The following is a 19,180-nucleotide window of genomic DNA, read 5'->3' as shown; positions in this document are numbered from 1 at the left end:
TTCGTGTTCTTGCAACTCAGGACGAGATATAAAAAAGGCTATCATTTTATGTGATAGCCTTTTTTGTTATTATAGAGCAAACGATATGCCTAAGATCAGTTGTTCAGGTCTTGTGTCAATCCTGCTTTCAGGAACGCCAAAAGTCGCCATGTTCTCACTCAAGCCTTTCTCATATCTTAAATCAACACCAAAGCCGTTGAAATTAAGCCCAATTCCAAAATTAAGCCCAACGCTAAACTCATTCTCAATGTCCTTAATGGTAATGTCCTCAAACTTGGAGTCGATGATGTATTGAAAAGATGGACCTGCAAAGACACTCACGGGACCAATAATCTTTAACCCAAGCAACATTGGGGCATCGATTGTTTTCATTTTAAAATCGCTCTTGTCGTAGTCACTTTTGGTTTGAGAATAAACCACTTCCGGTTTAAAATAAAATCGATTTCCAATTTTTCCGTAGAGACCTACATGAAAACCTACATTTTTGTCAGGATTTTTGGCACTAGCTTCAATAGATTCAAAATACTTGCCATTGCCATTATAATTTAAACCTGCTTTAATTCCAAAGCCATCGCCATTCTGGGCCGTGGTGGAAAACGTAAAAGCCGCTAAGGCAAAAGTTGCCAAAAAGAAGTTCTTCCTACTTTTACTTTTGAAATGTTCTTGAAAGTTTTTTAAAATTTTCATAATTATCGTTTTTAAGTTTGATGTTCGATATAATCAAAAACGCTGCCAAACACAAATTATTTTGAGCTGGCCCTTTTTTTAGTGAAGCCCAAAACTTAAAAGCGTAGCGCATTAAGTTTTGTTGGCTGAACTAATCCCGCATTTCTGCGGGATCCAAGCCCCTGTCGGCCAACAGGCAGACAAAACTTAAAAGCGTAGCGCATTAAGTTTTGTTGGCTGAACTAACCCCGCATTTCTGCGGGATCCAAGCCCCTGTCTGCCAACAGGCAGGTAAAACTTAAAAGCGTAGCGCATTAAGTTTTGATGGCTCTAATGAAAGAGAATTAAAGAATTCTTTAGTTCGAACCTGTTTAAATTAAAAGATAAATTTTAATTCTCCTCCTTTCAAAGGAGGAGTGGCTTCTGCTTCCGTAGAGAAGCAGGAGTCGAGGTGGTTAAAAATCACAGAAACCAAATTCAATTTTACATCCCTAGTTTTCTGATTTAATTCGCTTTATTCCCACCAGTGGGTTTTAATACCTAGAGGCTTGACTCGATCGAAAAGACAATTCCTTATTCATACCTCGTGGGCTTGCCCGCCCGTGCCGGTCGGACGGGCCCCTTGGTTTTTGATTTATAGACTTTTATAGTTTTAAAAACCCTTCCGTCTTTAAGCTCTATGCTGAGCTTAAAGCCACCTTCCCTTAAAAAGGGAAGGAATTACTTGATCGTGACTTGTTTAAAAAGGAAGGTCTATAAAAAAAAGGCTTTCTTTATAAAAAGAAAGCCCAATTCTGATATTGAAATTCTATTAATGTGAAAAGTTAAAATATAGAACATCTAAATTATAATTCACTTACTTTTTTCTTTTAACCACTTTCTCTGCTGCTTTAATGATAGAAGCGCTGTTTAAGCCGTATTTGTCCATCAACTGTGCTGGCGTACCAGATTCTCCAAAAGTATCTTGTGTAGCCACAAACTCTTGAGGTGTTGGATGGTTCAATGATAAAACACGAGCAACGCTTTCTCCTAAACCACCAAGATAATTATGTTCTTCCGCCGTAACCACACATCCTGTTTTTTTAACCGATTTGATAATGGCTTCATCATCCAAAGGTTTGATGGTGTGGATGTTGATGACTTCTGCAGAAATACCTTTTTCGTTTAAGACTTTTGCAGCTTCAAGAGCTTCCCAAACCAAATGTCCGGTAGCAACGATAGTAACATCAGCTCCTTCTGTTAATTGTAACGCTTTTCCAATTTCGAATTTTTGGTCTTCTGCAGTGAAATTAGGCACTGAAGGACGACCAAAACGCAAATAAACCGGGCCTTGATGCTCAGCAATGGCAATAGTGGCCGCTTTTGTTTGGTTATAGTCGCAGGTATTGATGACCGTCATTCCCGGCAACATTTTCATCAAGCCGATATCTTCTAAAATCTGGTGGGTGGCACCATCTTCACCAAGTGTCAAACCAGCGTGCGAAGCACAAATTTTGACGTTTTTATCAGAATAGGCAACACTCTGTCTGATTTGATCGTAAACACGACCGGTTGAAAAGTTGGCGAAAGTTCCTGTAAAAGGAATTTTTCCACCGATGGTAAGTCCTGCAGCCATTCCAATCATATTGGCTTCGGCAATTCCTACTTGAAAGAAACGCTCTGGATGGTTCTTTTTAAAATCGTCCATTTTTAATGAGCCAATCAAATCGGCACAAAGCGCAACAACCTTTTCATTGGTTTGTCCCAACTCTGTCAATCCCGCTCCAAATCCTGAACGTGTATCTTTATTTCCTGTATTTGTGTATGTTTTCATAGTAATGCCCACGAAAGTGGGTATCTGTTTAATTAATTCTTTGATTTTTAATAGTCCTTTCCGTTTTGTGCTGAGCACAGTCGAAAGGGATTTTTATAGGTGATATTAAATTGTCAATCATTTGATTTGCTGCCAACTGTAAACTGCCGGCTGACGACTTTTTAATAATCCCCCAAAGTCTCCGCATTCTGTTCCAATCCGATAGCCAATTGCTCATCGTTTGGTGCTTTTCCATGCCAAGCATGTGTGTGCATCATAAAGTCAACACCGTTGCCCATGACCGTTTTTAAAAGAACACATACAGGTTTTCCTTTTCCTGTTTTTGATTTGGCAACCGCCATTCCTTCTAAAATCGCTTCTATATTGTTGCCTTGGTTGATTTCTACAACAGTCCATCCAAAGGCTTCAAATTTATCTTTAATACTGCCCATTGGCAATACGTCATCCGTTGCTCCGTCAATCTGCTGTCCGTTAAGATCAATGGTTGAGATTAAGTTGTCTACATTGTTTCCTGAGGCATACATGATCGCTTCCCAGTTTTGACCTTCCTGAAGTTCACCGTCACCGTGCAAACTGTAGATCAAATGCGTATCGTTGTTCAGTTTCTTCGCTTGTGCAGCACCGATGGCCACAGACATGCCTTGGCCTAAAGAACCTGAAGCCACACGAATACCAGGTAGGCCCTCATGCGTAGTTGGGTGTCCTTGTAAACGGGAATCAATTAATCTGAACGTGTTCAGTTCCTCTACCGGAAAATAGCCCGTTCTTGCCAATACGCTGTAAAATACAGGAGAGATGTGGCCGTTTGAAAGAAAGAATAAGTCTTCGCCTATACCGTCCATATCAAAAGTGTCCTTTCTGTCCATGATCTCTTTATAGAGCGCTACAAAAAATTCTGCGCATCCCAAAGAGCCTCCTGGATGTCCAGAATTCACCTTGTGTACCATACGGAGAATATCTCTACGTACTTGTGTTGTTAAATCTTCTAATTGTTGTGTGTTTGACATTTTATAAAAGTTAGTTTTACCGTGCAAAAGTAGCGTTTTAAACCCCCGAAACAAAGTTCAAATTCGTGCACTTATTAACGAATGTTGCTGTTTTGCTAACAATTACAAATCTGATTTTTGAAGTGTTTCTGAGACCAGGTTGGTTTTGAAAAATAATCAACAGAAAATAAATAGTCCATCTTTAACAGATTTTTTAAAGTTTTCTTAAGAGGTTCTTAACTTAATTGCAGCATTGTTTATCTTTGCCAACTATTCCCGTTTTTAAGGGCTTAGATATGATGCCTCAAGGGATCGACCGAGGCTAATGATTACAATTTTTAAAATTTAATATCATCTTGCTTCAACTTGATAATTATCAATTTGAATTAAAAAAGATGTAGGTTTGCCACGTATGAAATTTGAATTAAAAGGAAAAGACCCTCAAAGTAAGGCGAGGGCAGGAAAACTTACTACAGACCATGGTGTTATTGAAACACCTATTTTTATGCCAGTAGGTACGGTAGGTTCCGTCAAGGGCGTCCACCAAAGAGAACTTAAAAATGATATCAATGCAGATGTCATCTTAGGTAATACCTATCATCTTTATTTACGTCCACAAACAAGAATTTTGGAACAAGCTGGAGGCTTGCACAAATTCATGAATTGGGACCGTAATATTTTGACGGATTCCGGTGGCTATCAAGTCTATTCGCTTTCTGCTAATCGGAAAATCAAAGAAGAAGGCGTCAAGTTTAAATCGCATATTGATGGCAGTTACCATACGTTTACGCCAGAAAATGTCATGGAAATCCAACGTATTATCGGTGCGGACATAATTATGGCATTCGACGAATGTACGCCGTATCCATGTGATTATAATTATGCCAAAAGGTCCATGCACATGACCCACCGTTGGTTGGACAGATGTATCAACCATTTGGAAAAACTCCCATTCAAATATGGCTATGAGCAAAGCTTTTTTCCAATTGTTCAAGGCAGCACCTATAAAGATTTACGCGCGCAATCTGCTGAGTATATTGCAAATGCCGGTGCCGTAGGGAACGCCATTGGCGGACTGTCAGTAGGGGAGCCTGCAGACGAAATGTATGCCATGACAGAAGTGGTTTGTGAGATCCTTCCAGAAGATAAACCGCGCTATTTAATGGGTGTAGGTACGCCAATCAATATTCTTGAAAATATTGCGTTAGGTGTGGATATGTTTGACTGTGTCATGCCAACTCGAAATGCCAGAAACGGGATGCTGTTTACGGCACATGGTTCCATCAATATCAAAAATAAAAAATGGGAAGATGATTTTTCTCCTTTGGATGAAATGGCCATGACCTATGTAGATACAGAATATTCAAAAGCGTATTTACGTCATTTGTTTTCTGTCAATGAACGCTTGGCCATGCAGATTGCTACGATTCATAACCTCGGATTTTATATGTGGTTGGTCAGGGAAGCTAGAAAACATATCTTAGCAGGAGATTTTAGAACCTGGAAAGATATGATGGTGAAACAGATGGATAAGCGGTTGTAAGTTCAGTGTTCCCGCCTTCGCCAAAGCTCCGGACGGGCAGGCAGGGTTAACAATTTAACACTTAAAAAATTGTCTTTAGGAATAAAGAATAAACAATAAAAAGCTGGAAGCTAGAAGATGGAAGTTTGAAGTGAGCAGTTCAATAATAAGAATATAAAATAAATAATAACCAATAGTCCGCAGACTTTGAAAATCCTAGATTGGTACATATTAAAACGCTATCTCCTCACTTTCTTGATGATGTTGTTGCTGTTTATTCCTATTGGGATTACGGTCAATCTCGCGGAGAAAATCGGTAAGATCCTAGAGAATAAAGTGCCATTTTGGGAAGTGGCCTTATACTATCTCAATTTTACGATTTACTTTGCCAATTTATTGTTTCCGATATTTTTATTCCTTTCGGTTATATGGTTCACCTCCAAACTGGCCAATAACACTGAGATTGTGGCTTTTTTAAGTTCAGGAGTATCCTTTTCTCGCTTTCTTAGACCTTATATCATTGGCGCCACCATCATTTCTATCTTTGCTATGATCTTAGGGTTTTACTTGGCACCTATCGCAAGTCAGGGTTTCAACGAGTTTTCTTATAAATATCTGAAAAGTGGTAGGCATCAAGATCCGGGGCAAAATATTTTCCGGCAGATCAACGATACTGATTTTATTTATGTCAGTAGTTTTGATAAGGTCAAAAAGATGGGCTTTAATTTTACTTTGGAGCATATTGAGAATGGCGAAATGAAATATAAGATTTTTGCCAATTCCATTGTTTATTCTGAAGTAGATAGTACCTATAAATTATTCAACTATTTCAAGCGTACCATAACGGATAATGGCGATATCATTGAAACACAACGAAGGCTTGATACCGTTCTTCCTTTTGATTTGGAAGATTTAATGCCTGTCAATTACATTGCAGAAACAAAACCCTATACGGAATTGGTCGATTTTATAAACAAAGAAAAAGCTAGGGGCTCTTCAAATATTGGCCGTTATGAAATCGTGAAATATAAAAAATGGAGTTTGCCGGTAGCCGTTTTTATTCTGACCATAATAGCCGTTTCGGTTTCTTCAATAAAAAGAAGGGGAGGGATGGGCGTTAACTTGGCATTTGGTATTACAACAGCCATGGTGTATGTGTTTTTTGATAAGGTTTTTGGTGTATTGGCCGAACAATCTGACTTTTCCCCATTAATAGCCGCATGGCTTCCAAATGTAGTTTTCGGTATTTTAGCGATCATTCTCCTCTATAATGCAAAACGATAAGCTCAAGAATTATCTCCACCTTCATTTTTTAGTTTTTATTGCTGGCTTCACTGCTATTTTAGGACAGGTAATTACCATTGGCTCCATCCCATTAGTTTGGTATCGTATGCTAATGGCCGGATTGCTGATGTTTTGTTATATCAGGTTCATTAAATTGAAAATAAAGGTTGATAAACGCACCATGCTGAAATTTTTTGCGGCCGGTGTCATCATCGCCTTGCATTGGATCACCTTCTTTGAAGCCATTAAGCAATCCAATATCTCAATCACCCTCGCCATGTTTTCTACAGGCGCTTTTTTCGCTTCTTTTATTGAACCCCTGTTTTATAAACGGCGGATTATCTGGTATGAAATTCTCTTTGGTATTATTGTAGTAATCGGTGTGTTTCTCATCACGCATGGCGAGTTAAGATATATCAATGGAATCATTCTTGGAGTGGTTTCTGCACTTCTGTCCAGCCTTTTTGCAGTGATCAATGGTACTTTTATAAAGACACATTCTGCAACTGTCATTTCGTTTTATGAGTTTATTAGTGGGGTGGCGTTCTTGACGCTATTTATCCTGATTTTTAAAGGCGGATTTGACGCTGAGTTTTTCACGCTTTCTGCTGCCGACTGGATCTTCCTTTTTATTTTGGCTTCTATTTGTACGGCTTATGCGTTTATTGGAATCGTTAAAGTTATGCGGTTTATCAGTCCATACACCGTGGTACTTTCATATAATTTAGAACCTGTTTATGGGATTACTTTGGCAATACTATTATTTCCTGAAACGGAAAAAATGGGCCCTCAGTTTTATTATGGTGCTATTTTAGTCTTGCTATCAGTGGTGCTGGATGCCGTATTCAAGAATGTGATATCGCATCGGGCAAAAAAACGAAAGGCATACAAAGTCGATTAATTCTTAAGAGTTACTTTGATTATCCGTACCTTTGTATTGCCTTCCAATAAATACGTATTTTTTCATATTGTAGTTTTATCTTAACGGAAAAAAATACGTAGGTTTGTAGGCTAACTAATAATTAAAACTTAAATTTCTATGGAGTATTTAGAATTTGAGCTTCCCATAAAAGAACTAGAGGATCAATTGTCAAAATGCCGAGTGATTGGTGAAGAAAGTGATGTTGACGTGACCCAAACTTGTGAACAAATTGAGAAGAAGCTCCTGGCTACAAAGAAAGACATCTATAAAAATCTAACCGCATGGCAACGTGTTCAGTTATCGCGCCATCCAAATAGACCTTATACTTTAGATCATATCAGAGCCTTGTGCGGCGATACTTTTTTGGAATTGCACGGCGATAGAAATGTGAAAGATGATAAAGCCATGATTGGTGGATTGGGTAAAATTGGCAATCAGTCCTATATGTTTATTGGGCAGCAAAAAGGTTACAATACCAAAACCAGACAGTATCGTAACTTTGGGATGTCAAACCCTGAAGGCTATCGCAAAGCCTTGCGATTGATGAAATCTGCTGAGAAGTTCAATTTGCCTGTGGTCACTTTAATTGACACCCCAGGTGCCTATCCTGGATTGGAAGCTGAAGAACGCGGCCAAGGCGAGGCCATTGCAAGAAATATCCTAGAAATGACCCGTTTAAAAGTGCCAATTATCTGTGTGATTATTGGTGAAGGTGCCTCTGGTGGTGCTTTGGGAATTGGTGTTGGAGATCGTGTACTGATGATGGAAAACACCTGGTATTCCGTTATTTCTCCAGAATCTTGCTCGTCTATTCTATGGCGCAGTTGGGAATATAAGGAACAGGCTGCTGAAGCATTAAAACTTACGGCTCCCGATATGAAAAAAATGAAATTGGTGGATGATATTATCAAAGAACCACTTGGTGGCGCACACACCAACCGTGAGGAAGCTTTTTTAGCAGTTAAAAAGGCAATCGAAAAATCTTACGGCGAACTCAAAAACTTATCACCAAAAGAATTGGTACAAAAGCGTATGGATAAATATGCTGATATGGGGGTTTATAAATCATAATCCCCTAATACATTAACAAAACTCAAAACTGAAGTTAATGGCTTCGGTTTTTTTTGGCCTTATTAACAATATTATGAAGTTATCAACAGTTAGATTGTTGATGACCTGTTAAGATTGAGGAGCTATAAAATGGCTACTTTCCTTACAATTTATTTATTTTCGCATTCATGAAACAACCAAATCAAATACAAGGCTATAAGGTGGACAAAAGCACGATTATTAGCTTAGAAAAAGGAAAAATTCCACCACAAGCTCTTGATTTAGAAGAGGTTGTTCTCGGGGCAATGATGATTGACAAAAAAGGGGTTGATGAAGTTATCGATATTTTAAGTCCCGATGCGTTCTATAAAGACGCCCATAAACACATATTTGAGGCCATTTTCAAATTATTTGAAAACAGTGAACCAATCGATTTATTAACCGTTTCCAGTCAACTCAAAAAAGATGCAAAGCTTGATTTGGTGGGTGGCGATTTTTACCTGATTTCTTTGACCCAACGGGTGTCTTCTTCGGCGCATATCGAGTTTCATGCGCGTATTATTCTCCAGAAATTCATTCAGCGTAGTTTGATCAAGATTTCAAATGAGATTATTGAAGATGCCTACGATGAAACCAAAGATGTTTTTGATTTATTAGATCAAGCGGAGGCCAAACTTTATGAAGTGACCCAAGGTAATATCAAGAAATCTACGGAAACTGCCCAAAGTTTGGTGATTCAAGCGAAAAAGAAAATTGAGGACATCTCCAATAAAGAAGGCTTAAGCGGCATTCCGTCAGGCTTTGATAAGTTGGATAAATTGACCTCAGGATGGCAAGAAAGTGACTTGATCATTGTGGCGGCTCGTCCTGGGATGGGTAAAACAGCCTTGACCTTGTCTATGGCTCGAAATATTGCGGTCGAACATAACATCCCGGTAGCGTTTTTCTCGTTAGAGATGGCTTCCGTACAATTGATCACACGTTTGATTTCTAGTGAAACAGGCTTGTCTTCAGAGAAATTACGAACCGGAAAACTTGAGAAACACGAATGGGAACAATTAAACGTCAAAGTAAAGGCTTTAGAGAAAGCGCCTTTGTTTATTGACGATACCCCATCACTTTCTATTTTCGATTTACGTGCGAAAGCACGTCGTCTCGCGTCTCAATACGGCATTAAAATGATCATTGTGGATTATTTGCAATTGATGACTGCTGGTGGAAGCCAGAAAGGAGGCAACAGGGAACAGGAAATTTCTACGATTTCCCGTAACCTTAAGGCTTTGGCAAAAGAATTGAGCATTCCGGTAATTGCCTTATCGCAATTGTCCCGTGCGGTAGAAACCCGTGGTGGAAGTAAAAGACCATTGCTGTCGGATTTGCGTGAATCTGGTGCGATCGAGCAGGATGCCGATATTGTATCGTTCATCTACAGACCGGAATACTATAAAATTGACGAGTGGGATGATGAAGAACGCTCTCCAACAGAAGGCCAAGCTGAATTTATTATCGCCAAACACAGAAATGGGGGCTTGGAGAATATCCGATTGAAATTTATCGGAAATCTTGGTAAGTTTGATAATCTTGATGATTTTGATACTCCTTTTGGCGAATTCCATTCTAAAATGAATGCTGCCGCCAATGATAATTCGTTTAATTCCAGTAACTTCCCGTCGGCATCAGATGCTTTTGATCCGCCTTCAATGGATGACGATGACGATAATGATGTGCCATTCTAAAATCTTAATTTTTTCTTTAATTTCTTATACAGTTTAAGATTATCTTTACAAGCTGTTAATTAGAATATACCCATGGATAAAAGACGTACAACAAATTTATTATTGCTTGTGATTGTTGTGCCACTTGTTTTTTACTTGTTGAAGATCTTATCGTTTATCTTCATTCCATTGGTTTTTTCCATGTTTATAGCGCTCTTGTTTTTGCCGCTGATGCGTTGGTTGGGAAAAAAGGGCGTTCCAAAATATCTCAGTATTTTCATCGTGATCCTTCTTATCTTAATGGGTCTGGGAATTACGGCAGAATTGATCCATCTATCCAGTAAACAGATTTTATCATCTGAAAGTACTTTTTTCTCTGAAGCTAACAGCAAAATCAGAGACTTAAAACATTCGTTGGAGTCTTTTTTTGGAGCGGAGCTTGGAAAGAACGGCAGTATTATGGCTCAATTGGCCGAGACTAAAAACATTGGATCTGTGGTTGGATTCTTGGGAAGTTTTATCAGTATGGCCTTAACAACAGCCTTCTTTACGGTGCTTTGGTTGGCAGAATCCATCAATGTCCAAAAACTATTACATGTCACTTTATTGAAGAGGAAACATACCGCGATCAAAACCTTCCTTAAAATTGAAAATAATTTGATCACTTTCATCAAGGTAAAGTTTTTGGTGAGTTTGGGAACGGGAATCTTTACAGGTCTCGCCTGTTTGTTTTTTGATGTGAGCTTTCCCATTTTCTGGGGTCTTTTTGCTTTTGTAATCAACTTTGTGCAAATGATCGGATCGTTTATTTCAGTGATCAGTTTGTCTATTTTTGCCTTTGTTGAGTTAGATCCCTCCAGCACATTGTTCTTCTTTATTTTGTCAATATCCATGGTCCAGATTATTTTTGGATCGATTTTAGAACCTATTTTTATGGGGAAATCTTTTTCCATCAATATTATAGCTGTTCTGGTCATGCTTATGTTCTGGGGCTATATCTGGGGAATAGCAGGGATGATTATGTCTATTCCAATTACCGTTTTCTTGAAAATTATTCTCGAGCAATTCCCGAGCACTAAAATTGTAGCTAGTCTGCTTTCTGGCAAGAATGAAGATTATTAAAAACAGAATTATTCAATATTTTCTTAAAGCATTTTAGGGACGCCTAATTTTTGTTTATCTTTCCATTGATGAATATACTTCCATAAAATAGAAGTGCATTAAGTCATCAGTAATCAATAGCCTTTACATCCTAATATAACCCCAAGTTATTTTGAAAAAAGCAGCACTTATTCTATTTTTTGTTCTTGCAAGTGTGCAATCTTTTGCTTCTTACATTCTTATTCCTATGGATGCTGAAGGGCAAAAAAACCATCTTAAAGCTTATGGAATGACCTATTGGGCGCTCGAAAAGCAATTAAAGGTAAAATGGTTGCTCAATTATAGAGGGGGCTCCTTTTTGTTACCAGATGTAGCAGAAATTCAGAGAGAATGTCAAATCAGAGGGATTTCTTTTGAGGTTATTTCCGATGCCAAGACCGAAGAAATTTTAGAGTTCATCAACAGTCCCTCCCAGAACATGGAATCGGTAGTACTTGAAAAAGCACCTAAAATAGCAGTCTATTCTCCCAAAAGTAACCCACCTTGGGATGATGCCGTTACCTTAGTATTGACTTATGCTGAAATTCCTTATGAAACCATTTATGACGAAGAAGTATTGGGCGATGGCCTTGTGCTTTACGATTGGTTACATCTCCACCACGAAGATTTTACGGGACAGTACGGCAAGTTTTACAGAACCTATAAATCTGCAGCCTGGTACATTGAAGAAAAAATGCAAGCTGAAGCATTAGCAGCCAAGTTGGGATACGCAAAGGTATCTGAACAAAAGTTAGCGGTTGCCTTAAAGATTCGTGATTATGTGGTTGGTGGCGGATTTATGTTTGCCATGTGCAGCGCTACCGATAGTTTTGATATTGCCTTGGCGGCAGAAGGTGTGGATATCTGTGAACCAATGTTTGATGGTGATGCCAGTGATCCCAACTACCAAAGTAAGATTGATTATAGTAAAACCTTCGCGTTTAAGGATTTTATTTTAGAAAGAAATCCAAATATCTACGAGTTTTCATCCATTGATATGACCTCTAAACGTCAAATTCCGATGTTGACGGATTATTTCACCCTCATGGATTTTTCTGCAAAATGGGATCCTATTCCTACCATGCTATGCCAAAATCATACAGCTTTAGTAAAAGGATTTATGGGACAGACCACATCATTCACTAGAGAAGAAATCAAATCGAACGTGCTCATTATGGGTGAAAATAAAACAAATGGTGAAGCAAAATATATCCATGGGATCAAAGGAAAAGGCTTTTTTACATTTTATGGAGGCCATGATCCTGAAGATTACACCCATAAAGTGGGCGATCCAAAAACAGAGTTGGAACTGCATCCTACCTCTCCAGGATACCGTTTGATCTTAAATAATGTCTTGTTTCCTGCCGCAAAAAAGAAAAAACAGAAGACTTAACAGCAAGTTGCAGATAAATTCCTTCTAAGACAGGGATCTAAACCTGTCGTTTTTGATCTTTTATCCAGAAACTCCAAAGTGAAACCAGGGCTTAACTATTACAGATTTACCGCGAAGACTGGCTAATTAATGCATCTTCCTTCGATCATGCTCTAATAAATTCTCACACGTGCAGCGCCTTTTGTTGTCAAATGAGCACTTATAGAACCGTAATATTTCTTATTTTTAGGTGCAAATAAAATCTCAAGTTATGTCCACTAAAGAAACTATTCTGAATAAAATTCAAATCCTTATCTCCAACAGTTTTAATTCCCCTGAACAAGCTTTTGCGTTTTTTGATAACGATAAAGATGGCAAGCTCTCCAAAAAAGAAATCGCCGATCTTCTTAAAAAAGCAGAAATCAGCGGACTCATAAGGGGTTTGGTGACCAATAAGCTTATTGATGGTTACGATAAGGATGGCGATGGATTGGTCGATTGGAACGAGTTTAAAGCAGCTATTGATGAAATTAAAGAATAACACTAACCTTCCCGTGGATGCTATATTATATTAAACAATTTTTTAAACTATTCGTTTCTTCGGTTTTATATTGGTCTTTTGCCTTTTGTTTTTTTATTCTCATTCGATATTTGGGAAGAGAGCAGGAGCAAGTCGACGCCGTACAGGCGAGTAAAGTTTATCCTGTTTCTGAATACCTTTTATTTGGGGTCGTTTTAGGACTAATGGTCGCCATTGTCTATACGATTGTAGAATATGTTTTTGATAAATTTCTATCCAAAGCCTTGAACTTGGGCCTCATCCTTCTTATCAAATCGCTTATATACCTGATATTTCTAATTTTCTCTCTAAGTGTTATGGCCTTTTTGGCCGAAGATTATCTAAATGTCGATTTTCCGAATCACAGGGGATGGTGGATTTCCAACAAAATATTTTGGATGGTCACCGCTTATTTTATTATATGTTCGTTACTGTTCTCATTTATACGACTGGCCAATGATAAGTTTGGAAAGGGTATCATCTTTAAAATGCTTATTGGCAGATATAAGAATCCACGTGAAGTAGACAGGATCTTCATGTTTTTGGATTTAAAATCTTCCACAACGCATGCTGAAGAATTGGGGCATTTAAGATACAGTCAGCTTATTCAGGATTGCTTTTTTTATCTCAATAAGATCATCAATAAATACGATGCTGAAATTTATCAATATGTTGGTGATGAAGCGGTATTGAGCTGGACTCCCAAAAGAGGAATAAGGGGATTGAACTGCATTGATCTGTTCTTTGATTTCGAAAGAAAGTTAAAGAGACATTCCAAATACTATCAAAAAAAATATGGAATTCAGCCAGAATTTAAGGCCGGTTTACATACTGGTAAAATCATTATTGCTGAAGTTGGCACCGTAAAAAAGGAATTGGCCTATCATGGTGATGTGATCAATTCCACCTCGCGAATTCAGGAGAAATGTAACGAGTATAATGAATCCTTGCTCATCTCCGATGATTTATTTCAAAAGCTCAATCTGGCCAATAAATACGAAGCGATTTCTTTGGGAGATGAATTGTTGGAAGGTAAAACAGAGGAACTAAAAATTTATGCGATCCATAAAAGATAGTTTTAAGAATTTATAGAAAGTCAATCAGGAAAATGAAAGTGTTCGAAACCAAAAGGTTAGTGGTTAGGAGTCTAGAAAGTAAAGACAAAAACAACTTTATTGAATTGCTTTCTGATCCAAAAATCATAGATCCAATTCCCCAATCGAGATTTTCTGAAACTCAGATATTAGATAAATTCCATGAGAATCTGAATCTGGAACGGAGTGATTTACATCGAGAAAAGTATACCTGTGGCATCTTTGAAAAAGCAAATCCTGAGATGATTGGCCTCTGTCTGTTTTTAACTAATGATGAAACTGATATAGAGTTTGGCTATCGTTTTAGATTTAATTCTTGGGGAAAAGGATACGGGACAGAAATTGCACGAGGAATGATAGATCATTACTTTAACACGATAAATGCTGAAAAGGTCGCAGCCGATGTCAACACGCACAATATTGGTTCGGTGAAAATCTTGGAAAAATTGATGGCCCCTGTGAGGGAGTTTTTTAATGAAGAACGTCGTTGTATGGTTAGACGATATAGCATTGAAAAGAACAACTGGCTACAATAAACTTTGCAAGCTTTTTCTTTCACACTTAAAAACCGGAAAGATGTAGGAAGTGGATGTACGTAGGATAATTTCGCATCGTTTGAAATAATACAGGGATTGTATTTAAATCGATAAGCTTTCGTCTGGTGCCATTACAACGCTTTATAGAACCGTTTAAGAAGTATTATAAAATATCACAAGGAAACCCTATCAACCGTCTTTCATTAAACAGGTCATAACTCCTGGATGGTTTCTAAATCTCCTCTTCGATATACAAACACGGTTTTTGTCCATGGTCAAAAAAAAATCCGATTCAATTAAGAATCGGATTTTTTATAAGCGAAATGTGTTTGTTATTTTGGCGAAACGCCTATTTTTTTATCTTTTGGGCAATGGCTTCAAAAGCATCTGGATGGTTCATTGCTAAATCGGCAAGGACCTTACGGTTCAATTCGATGTTGTTAGCTTTGATTCCTCCCATGAATTTTGAATAAGACATTCCGTGAATTCTGGCTGCTGCGTTAATACGCGTAATCCATAATGAGCGGAAATTTCTTTTCTTTACCCTACGGTCTCTGTACGAATATAACATCGCTTTGTCAACCGCGTTTTTGGCTACTGTCCAAACGTTTTTACGTCTTCCAAAGTATCCTTTTGCTTGTTTAAGAACCTTTTTTCTTCTGGCTCTTTTTGCTACTGAATTTACTGATCTTGGCATTTCTTAATTGTTTTTTGTAGTAGGCGGTCTGTTATACTGACACTTTGTCCTATTAACTCTGCAAATCAAAAATCATCAATCTGCACTCGTTAATCGTTTGAGCCTAACTCCAGGGTTTATATATTTGTTTTAACCGGTTAAACTCGTGTTACTTTAAACGCAACATGATTTTAACATTATTCATATCGGCCTCGTGAACTAACGTCCATTTAGTCAAGGCTTTCTTACGCTTTTTAGATTTTTTTGTCAAGATATGACTCTTAAAAGCGTGCTTTCTTTTAATCTTCCCAGTGCCCGTTACTTTAAAACGTTTCTTAGCACTAGATACTGTTTTCATTTTCGGCATTTTCTCCTAAATTTTAATTTACTTTTCGCTTATTATCTTCATACACCTTATCAAAGGCGTGATATTTACTCATTATATCTCCGTGGCTAAGCTTGGTAGCTGAACCTGTCGATTCGGCAGCTAAGCTTGTCGATTCGGCAGCTGAGCTTGTCGAAGCTACTTCTTTTTAGGTGCGATGAACATCGTCATACGCTTTCCTTCAAGTCTTGGCATTTGTTCAACTTTACCATATTCTTCAAGGTCTTGGGCTAATTTCAATAATAATATTTGCCCTTGTTCCTTAAACACAATAGAACGTCCTTTGAAAAACACAAAAGCTTTTAGTTTTGCACCTTCCTTTAGAAACTTCTCTGCGTGCTTCTTTTTGAATTCGTAATCGTGATCATCTGTTTGAGGACCAAAACGGATTTCTTTAACAATGACTTTGGTCGCTTTAGACTTCAATGACTTGTCGCGCTTCTTTTGCTCATAAAGAAACTTCTTGTAATCCATCACCTTACAAACGGGCGGATCAGCTTTTGGCGATATCTCAACCAAATCTACACCCTGTTCTTCAGCAATCGCTAAAGCTTGTTTAGTGGTGTAAACCCCAGTCTCAACATTATCTCCTACAAGTCTTACGTTCTCGGCTCTAATGCTTCTGTTAATTTTATGTTGCTCCTCTTTTTCAGTTCTTTTGAAGCTACCTCTGTTTCTACGAATTGCTATGGCTTATATATTTTTTAGTTAAACTTATTTTTTCTGTTTAAAGGTTTTTAAAGTCTTTTTCACTTCTTTTTCAACAACCTCCGTGAAGTCTATTGCACTAATCATGCCTAAATCTTCTCCGCCATGTTGTCGTACGGTAATCATGTTTTTACTCTCTTCTTGCTCACCAACGATAATCATATATGGGATTTTGGCCATTTCCGCTTCGCGAATCTTCTTGCCAATAGTCTCATTTCTGTTATCTGCGAGGGCGCGAATTTCGTTATTTTCTAGCACATTTAAAACTTTTTCGGCGTATTTTTCATATTTTTCACTAATTGACAACACTATGGCCTGAGTTGGCATGAGCCAAAGTGGGAAGTTTCCGCCTGTATGCTCTAACAAAATGGCCACAAAACGTTCCATGCTTCCAAAAGGAGCACGGTGGATCATAACAGGTCTGTGCAACTCATTATCACTCCCTTTATAGGTAAGGTCAAATCGTTCAGGTAAATTATAGTCTACTTGAATGGTCCCTAGTTGCCAGTTTCTTCCCAAAGCATCTTTTACCATAAAATCCAATTTCGGACCGTAAAAGGCGGCTTCGCCAGTTTCTACGACATAATCCAAACCTTTATCTATGGCTGCATTAAGGATGGCAGCTTCGGCTTTCTCCCAGTTTGCATCACTACCTATATATTTCTCAGGTGTATTAGGGTCTCTTAACGATACTTGCGCCTTAAAGTTTTCAAATCCTAAAGACCCAAATACGTAAAGTACCAAATCAATAACATCTTTAAACTCCTTATCCAATTGGTCGGGCGTACAAAAGATATGTGCATCATCTTGAGTAAAACCTCTTACGCGCGTCAAACCGTGAAGTTCGCCACTCTGTTCATAACGATAAACCGTTCCAAACTCCGCATAACGTATAGGAAGCTCTTTGTATGAAAATGGCTTGGCATTATAAATCTCACAGTGGTGAGGGCAATTCATTGGTTTTAATAAAAATTCTTCACCTTCGTTAGGGGTGAGAATGGGTTGAAAGCTATCAGCACCGTATTTTTCATAATGTCCAGAAGTCACATAGAGTTCTTTCTGTCCAATATGAGGTGTGACCACCATCTGATATCCAGCTTTCTTTTGTGCTTTCTTCAAAAAATCTTCCAGACGTTCACGCAAAGCGGCGCCTTTTGGTAACCATAAAGGTAAACCTTGGCCTACTTTAGCTGAAAAGGTAAACAATTCCAATTCCCTGCCCAGTTTTCTATGATCGCGTTTTTTCGCCTCTTCAAGTAAGTGAAGGTATTCGGTCAGTTCTTTCTGTTTTGGAAATGAAATTCCATAAACACGCGTCAATTGCTTATTGTTCTCATCACCTCTCCAGTAGGCTCCGGCAACCGACATTATTTTAACCGCTTTTATAATGGACGTATTCGGGATATGCCCACCTCTACATAAATCAGTAAAGGTCGAGTGATCACAAAAAGTAATCGTGCCATCCTCTAAATTTTCAATCAGCTCTACTTTGTATTCATTGTCTTGAGACTTGTATAGGGATAGGGCATCAGTTTTTGAAACTGACCGCAGGCTAAAGTCGTATTTTCCTCTGGCAATCTCCAACATCTTATCTTCAATAGTCTTAAAGTCTTTATCAGAAATTGTTTGTTCCCCTAAATCCACATCATAGTAGAATCCGTTTTCAATAGCCGGACCAATAGAAAGTTTGACGCCAGGATATAATTCTTCAAGTGCCTGCGCCAAAACGTGGGCAGAAGAATGCCAAAATGCTTTCTTGCCTTCTTTGTCATTCCAGGTGTACAATACCAATGCGCCATCTGTGGTCAATGGGGTGTGCGTTTCCACAGTTGTGCCATTGAAACTTGCAGAAATGACGTTTCTGGCCAACCCTTCACTTATACTTTTGGCAACATCCATTGGTGTTGCATTATTCTCAAACGGTTTTACACTTCCGTCTGGTAGCGTTATATCAATCATATATCTGTCTTGCTAATTTAGGATGACAAAGATAAGATGTAAAATACTTTCATACAATATATATATAGGTATAAATAATATCCTCAATAAAACAATGAGAAGAGCAGGGGAGGTTGAAGTAAAAGATGATTTGCTTCCTCATTATATATATGAGTATTATAAGTAACTACATAAGTAAGGTATGACACCTATTATATAAGAGCAACAATCTGTTTTGTTTGACCGATTGGTTGGCACATTTGTCAGGCTAGAGCTCCCTCTCGCCACAAACTCTGCGGTCTCCAGCAGGTCCACCGGAGCGCCCCGGCAGGCGTCCCACGGGCAACCCGCGCCCTCCCCACGCCACTCGCATAACTGGCAGCCCGATTTTCGTCCGCCTAAGGCGTTCATTTCCAGCTTGGAGAAAAATAGTTTAAAAAAAGAGCGATTTAATTTTGCGGGTAAAGGAAAAAGGGTTGTATATTTGCACCCCGCAAACGAGGGTCTTAGGGCCCGAGGGAACGGAAAAAAGTTCATTTACATCCTTAAGAAAAGAAAGCGAAATTTTTTAGACAAAAAGTTTTGCGGATCTAAAAAAGGTTGTATGTTTGCAGCCGCAAAAAACGGCAACGTTAACTGCGGATGGGTTCATTGAAAAGGTGTTTTATGTGGTCGATTTAAAGTGTGAAAAAAACTTTCAAAAAAACCTCAAAACATTTTGCAGAACCGAAAAAGGGTTGTATATTTGCACCCGCTTAGCGATTGAGTTCGCCGAGAGAAATAGAAACAAGTTCATTAACATATTGGATTGACA

17 protein-coding genes are annotated in these 19,180 nt (G+C 38.4%); 10 read left to right on the top strand and 7 right to left on the bottom strand.

Annotated features, from left to right (window positions below):
• Window positions 1–69: 69 nt before the first annotated feature.
• From ESZ48_RS18500 to ESZ48_RS18490, 3 genes are all read right to left on the bottom strand, one after another.
• Window positions 70–687: an outer membrane beta-barrel protein gene (locus ESZ48_RS18500; RefSeq protein ID WP_129018992.1), complete on the bottom strand. Its 618-nt coding sequence runs from the start codon at window positions 685–687 to the stop codon at window positions 70–72.
• A gap of 835 nt (window positions 688–1,522) precedes the next feature.
• Window positions 1,523–2,479 carry a transketolase family protein gene (locus tag ESZ48_RS18495; RefSeq protein ID WP_129018991.1) on the bottom strand — a complete coding sequence of 319 codons (957 nt, stop codon included), beginning with the start codon at window positions 2,477–2,479 and terminating at the stop codon, window positions 1,523–1,525.
• A gap of 161 nt (window positions 2,480–2,640) precedes the next feature.
• Entirely contained in the window at window positions 2,641–3,486 is an 846-nt protein-coding gene (locus ESZ48_RS18490; RefSeq protein ID WP_129018990.1) for a transketolase, read from the bottom strand.
• Window positions 3,487–3,877: 391 nt separating this feature from the next.
• Between ESZ48_RS18490 and tgt the strand changes: the two genes are divergently transcribed.
• From tgt to ESZ48_RS18440, 10 genes are all read left to right on the top strand, one after another.
• Complete coding sequence (gene tgt, locus ESZ48_RS18485) at window positions 3,878–5,008, top strand: tRNA guanosine(34) transglycosylase Tgt (RefSeq protein ID WP_129019025.1); 1,131 nt, start codon at window positions 3,878–3,880, stop codon at window positions 5,006–5,008.
• A 186-nt stretch (window positions 5,009–5,194) separates the two neighbouring features.
• Complete coding sequence (locus tag ESZ48_RS18480) at window positions 5,195–6,271, top strand: LptF/LptG family permease (RefSeq protein WP_129018989.1); 1,077 nt, start codon at window positions 5,195–5,197, stop codon at window positions 6,269–6,271.
• Window positions 6,258–7,172 (top strand): DMT family transporter, encoded by a 915-nt coding sequence (locus ESZ48_RS18475; RefSeq protein ID WP_129018988.1) that lies wholly within the window; start codon window positions 6,258–6,260, stop codon window positions 7,170–7,172. The genes ESZ48_RS18480 and ESZ48_RS18475 overlap by 14 nt, the downstream gene beginning before the upstream one ends.
• Before the next feature lie 138 nt (window positions 7,173–7,310).
• Window positions 7,311–8,264, top strand: coding sequence for an acetyl-CoA carboxylase carboxyltransferase subunit alpha (locus ESZ48_RS18470; RefSeq protein WP_129018987.1), 954 nt, complete (start codon window positions 7,311–7,313; stop codon window positions 8,262–8,264).
• Window positions 8,265–8,431: 167 nt separating this feature from the next.
• A complete protein-coding gene (dnaB, locus tag ESZ48_RS18465) occupies window positions 8,432–9,979 on the top strand; it encodes a replicative DNA helicase (protein ID WP_129018986.1) in 1,548 nt (515 codons plus the stop codon).
• A 72-nt stretch (window positions 9,980–10,051) separates the two neighbouring features.
• Window positions 10,052–11,080, top strand: a complete 1,029-nt coding sequence (locus ESZ48_RS18460; protein WP_129018985.1) for an AI-2E family transporter — start codon at window positions 10,052–10,054, stop codon at window positions 11,078–11,080.
• A 226-nt stretch (window positions 11,081–11,306) separates the two neighbouring features.
• Window positions 11,307–12,491 (top strand): asparagine synthetase B, encoded by a 1,185-nt coding sequence (locus ESZ48_RS18455; protein ID WP_129019024.1) that lies wholly within the window; start codon window positions 11,307–11,309, stop codon window positions 12,489–12,491.
• 250 nt (window positions 12,492–12,741) lie between these two features.
• Window positions 12,742–13,011 carry an EF-hand domain-containing protein gene (locus tag ESZ48_RS18450; RefSeq protein WP_129018984.1) on the top strand — a complete coding sequence of 90 codons (270 nt, stop codon included), beginning with the start codon at window positions 12,742–12,744 and terminating at the stop codon, window positions 13,009–13,011.
• A gap of 110 nt (window positions 13,012–13,121) precedes the next feature.
• A complete protein-coding gene (locus ESZ48_RS18445) occupies window positions 13,122–14,105 on the top strand; it encodes an adenylate/guanylate cyclase domain-containing protein (RefSeq protein ID WP_223266507.1) in 984 nt (327 codons plus the stop codon).
• A gap of 32 nt (window positions 14,106–14,137) precedes the next feature.
• Complete coding sequence (locus ESZ48_RS18440; RefSeq protein ID WP_129018982.1) at window positions 14,138–14,659, top strand: GNAT family N-acetyltransferase; 522 nt, start codon at window positions 14,138–14,140, stop codon at window positions 14,657–14,659.
• Window positions 14,660–15,008: 349 nt separating this feature from the next.
• Here ESZ48_RS18440 and rplT read toward each other — a convergent pair whose 3' ends face one another.
• The 4 genes from rplT to thrS all read right to left on the bottom strand — a co-directional run bounded on the left by rplT (window position 15,009) and on the right by thrS (window position 18,387).
• Window positions 15,009–15,356 (bottom strand): 50S ribosomal protein L20, encoded by a 348-nt coding sequence (gene rplT, locus ESZ48_RS18435; RefSeq protein ID WP_129018981.1) that lies wholly within the window; start codon window positions 15,354–15,356, stop codon window positions 15,009–15,011.
• A gap of 148 nt (window positions 15,357–15,504) precedes the next feature.
• On the bottom strand, window positions 15,505–15,702 hold the full coding sequence (gene rpmI, locus ESZ48_RS18430) for a 50S ribosomal protein L35 (RefSeq protein WP_129018980.1): 198 nt from the start codon (window positions 15,700–15,702) through the stop codon (window positions 15,505–15,507).
• A 156-nt stretch (window positions 15,703–15,858) separates the two neighbouring features.
• On the bottom strand, window positions 15,859–16,350 hold the full coding sequence (gene infC, locus ESZ48_RS18425) for a translation initiation factor IF-3 (protein WP_223266511.1): 492 nt from the start codon (window positions 16,348–16,350) through the stop codon (window positions 15,859–15,861).
• An 84-nt stretch (window positions 16,351–16,434) separates the two neighbouring features.
• Window positions 16,435–18,387, bottom strand: coding sequence for a threonine--tRNA ligase (gene thrS / locus ESZ48_RS18420; RefSeq protein WP_129018978.1), 1,953 nt, complete (start codon window positions 18,385–18,387; stop codon window positions 16,435–16,437).
• Window positions 18,388–19,180 lie beyond the last annotated feature (793 nt).

This window comes from Gelidibacter gilvus, assembly GCF_004115975.1.
Taxonomy (GTDB): Bacteria; Bacteroidota; Bacteroidia; order Flavobacteriales; family Flavobacteriaceae; genus Gelidibacter; species Gelidibacter gilvus.
The sequence above is the reverse complement of the archived record's forward strand: the minus strand, read 5'-3'. Positions and strand labels throughout refer to the sequence as shown.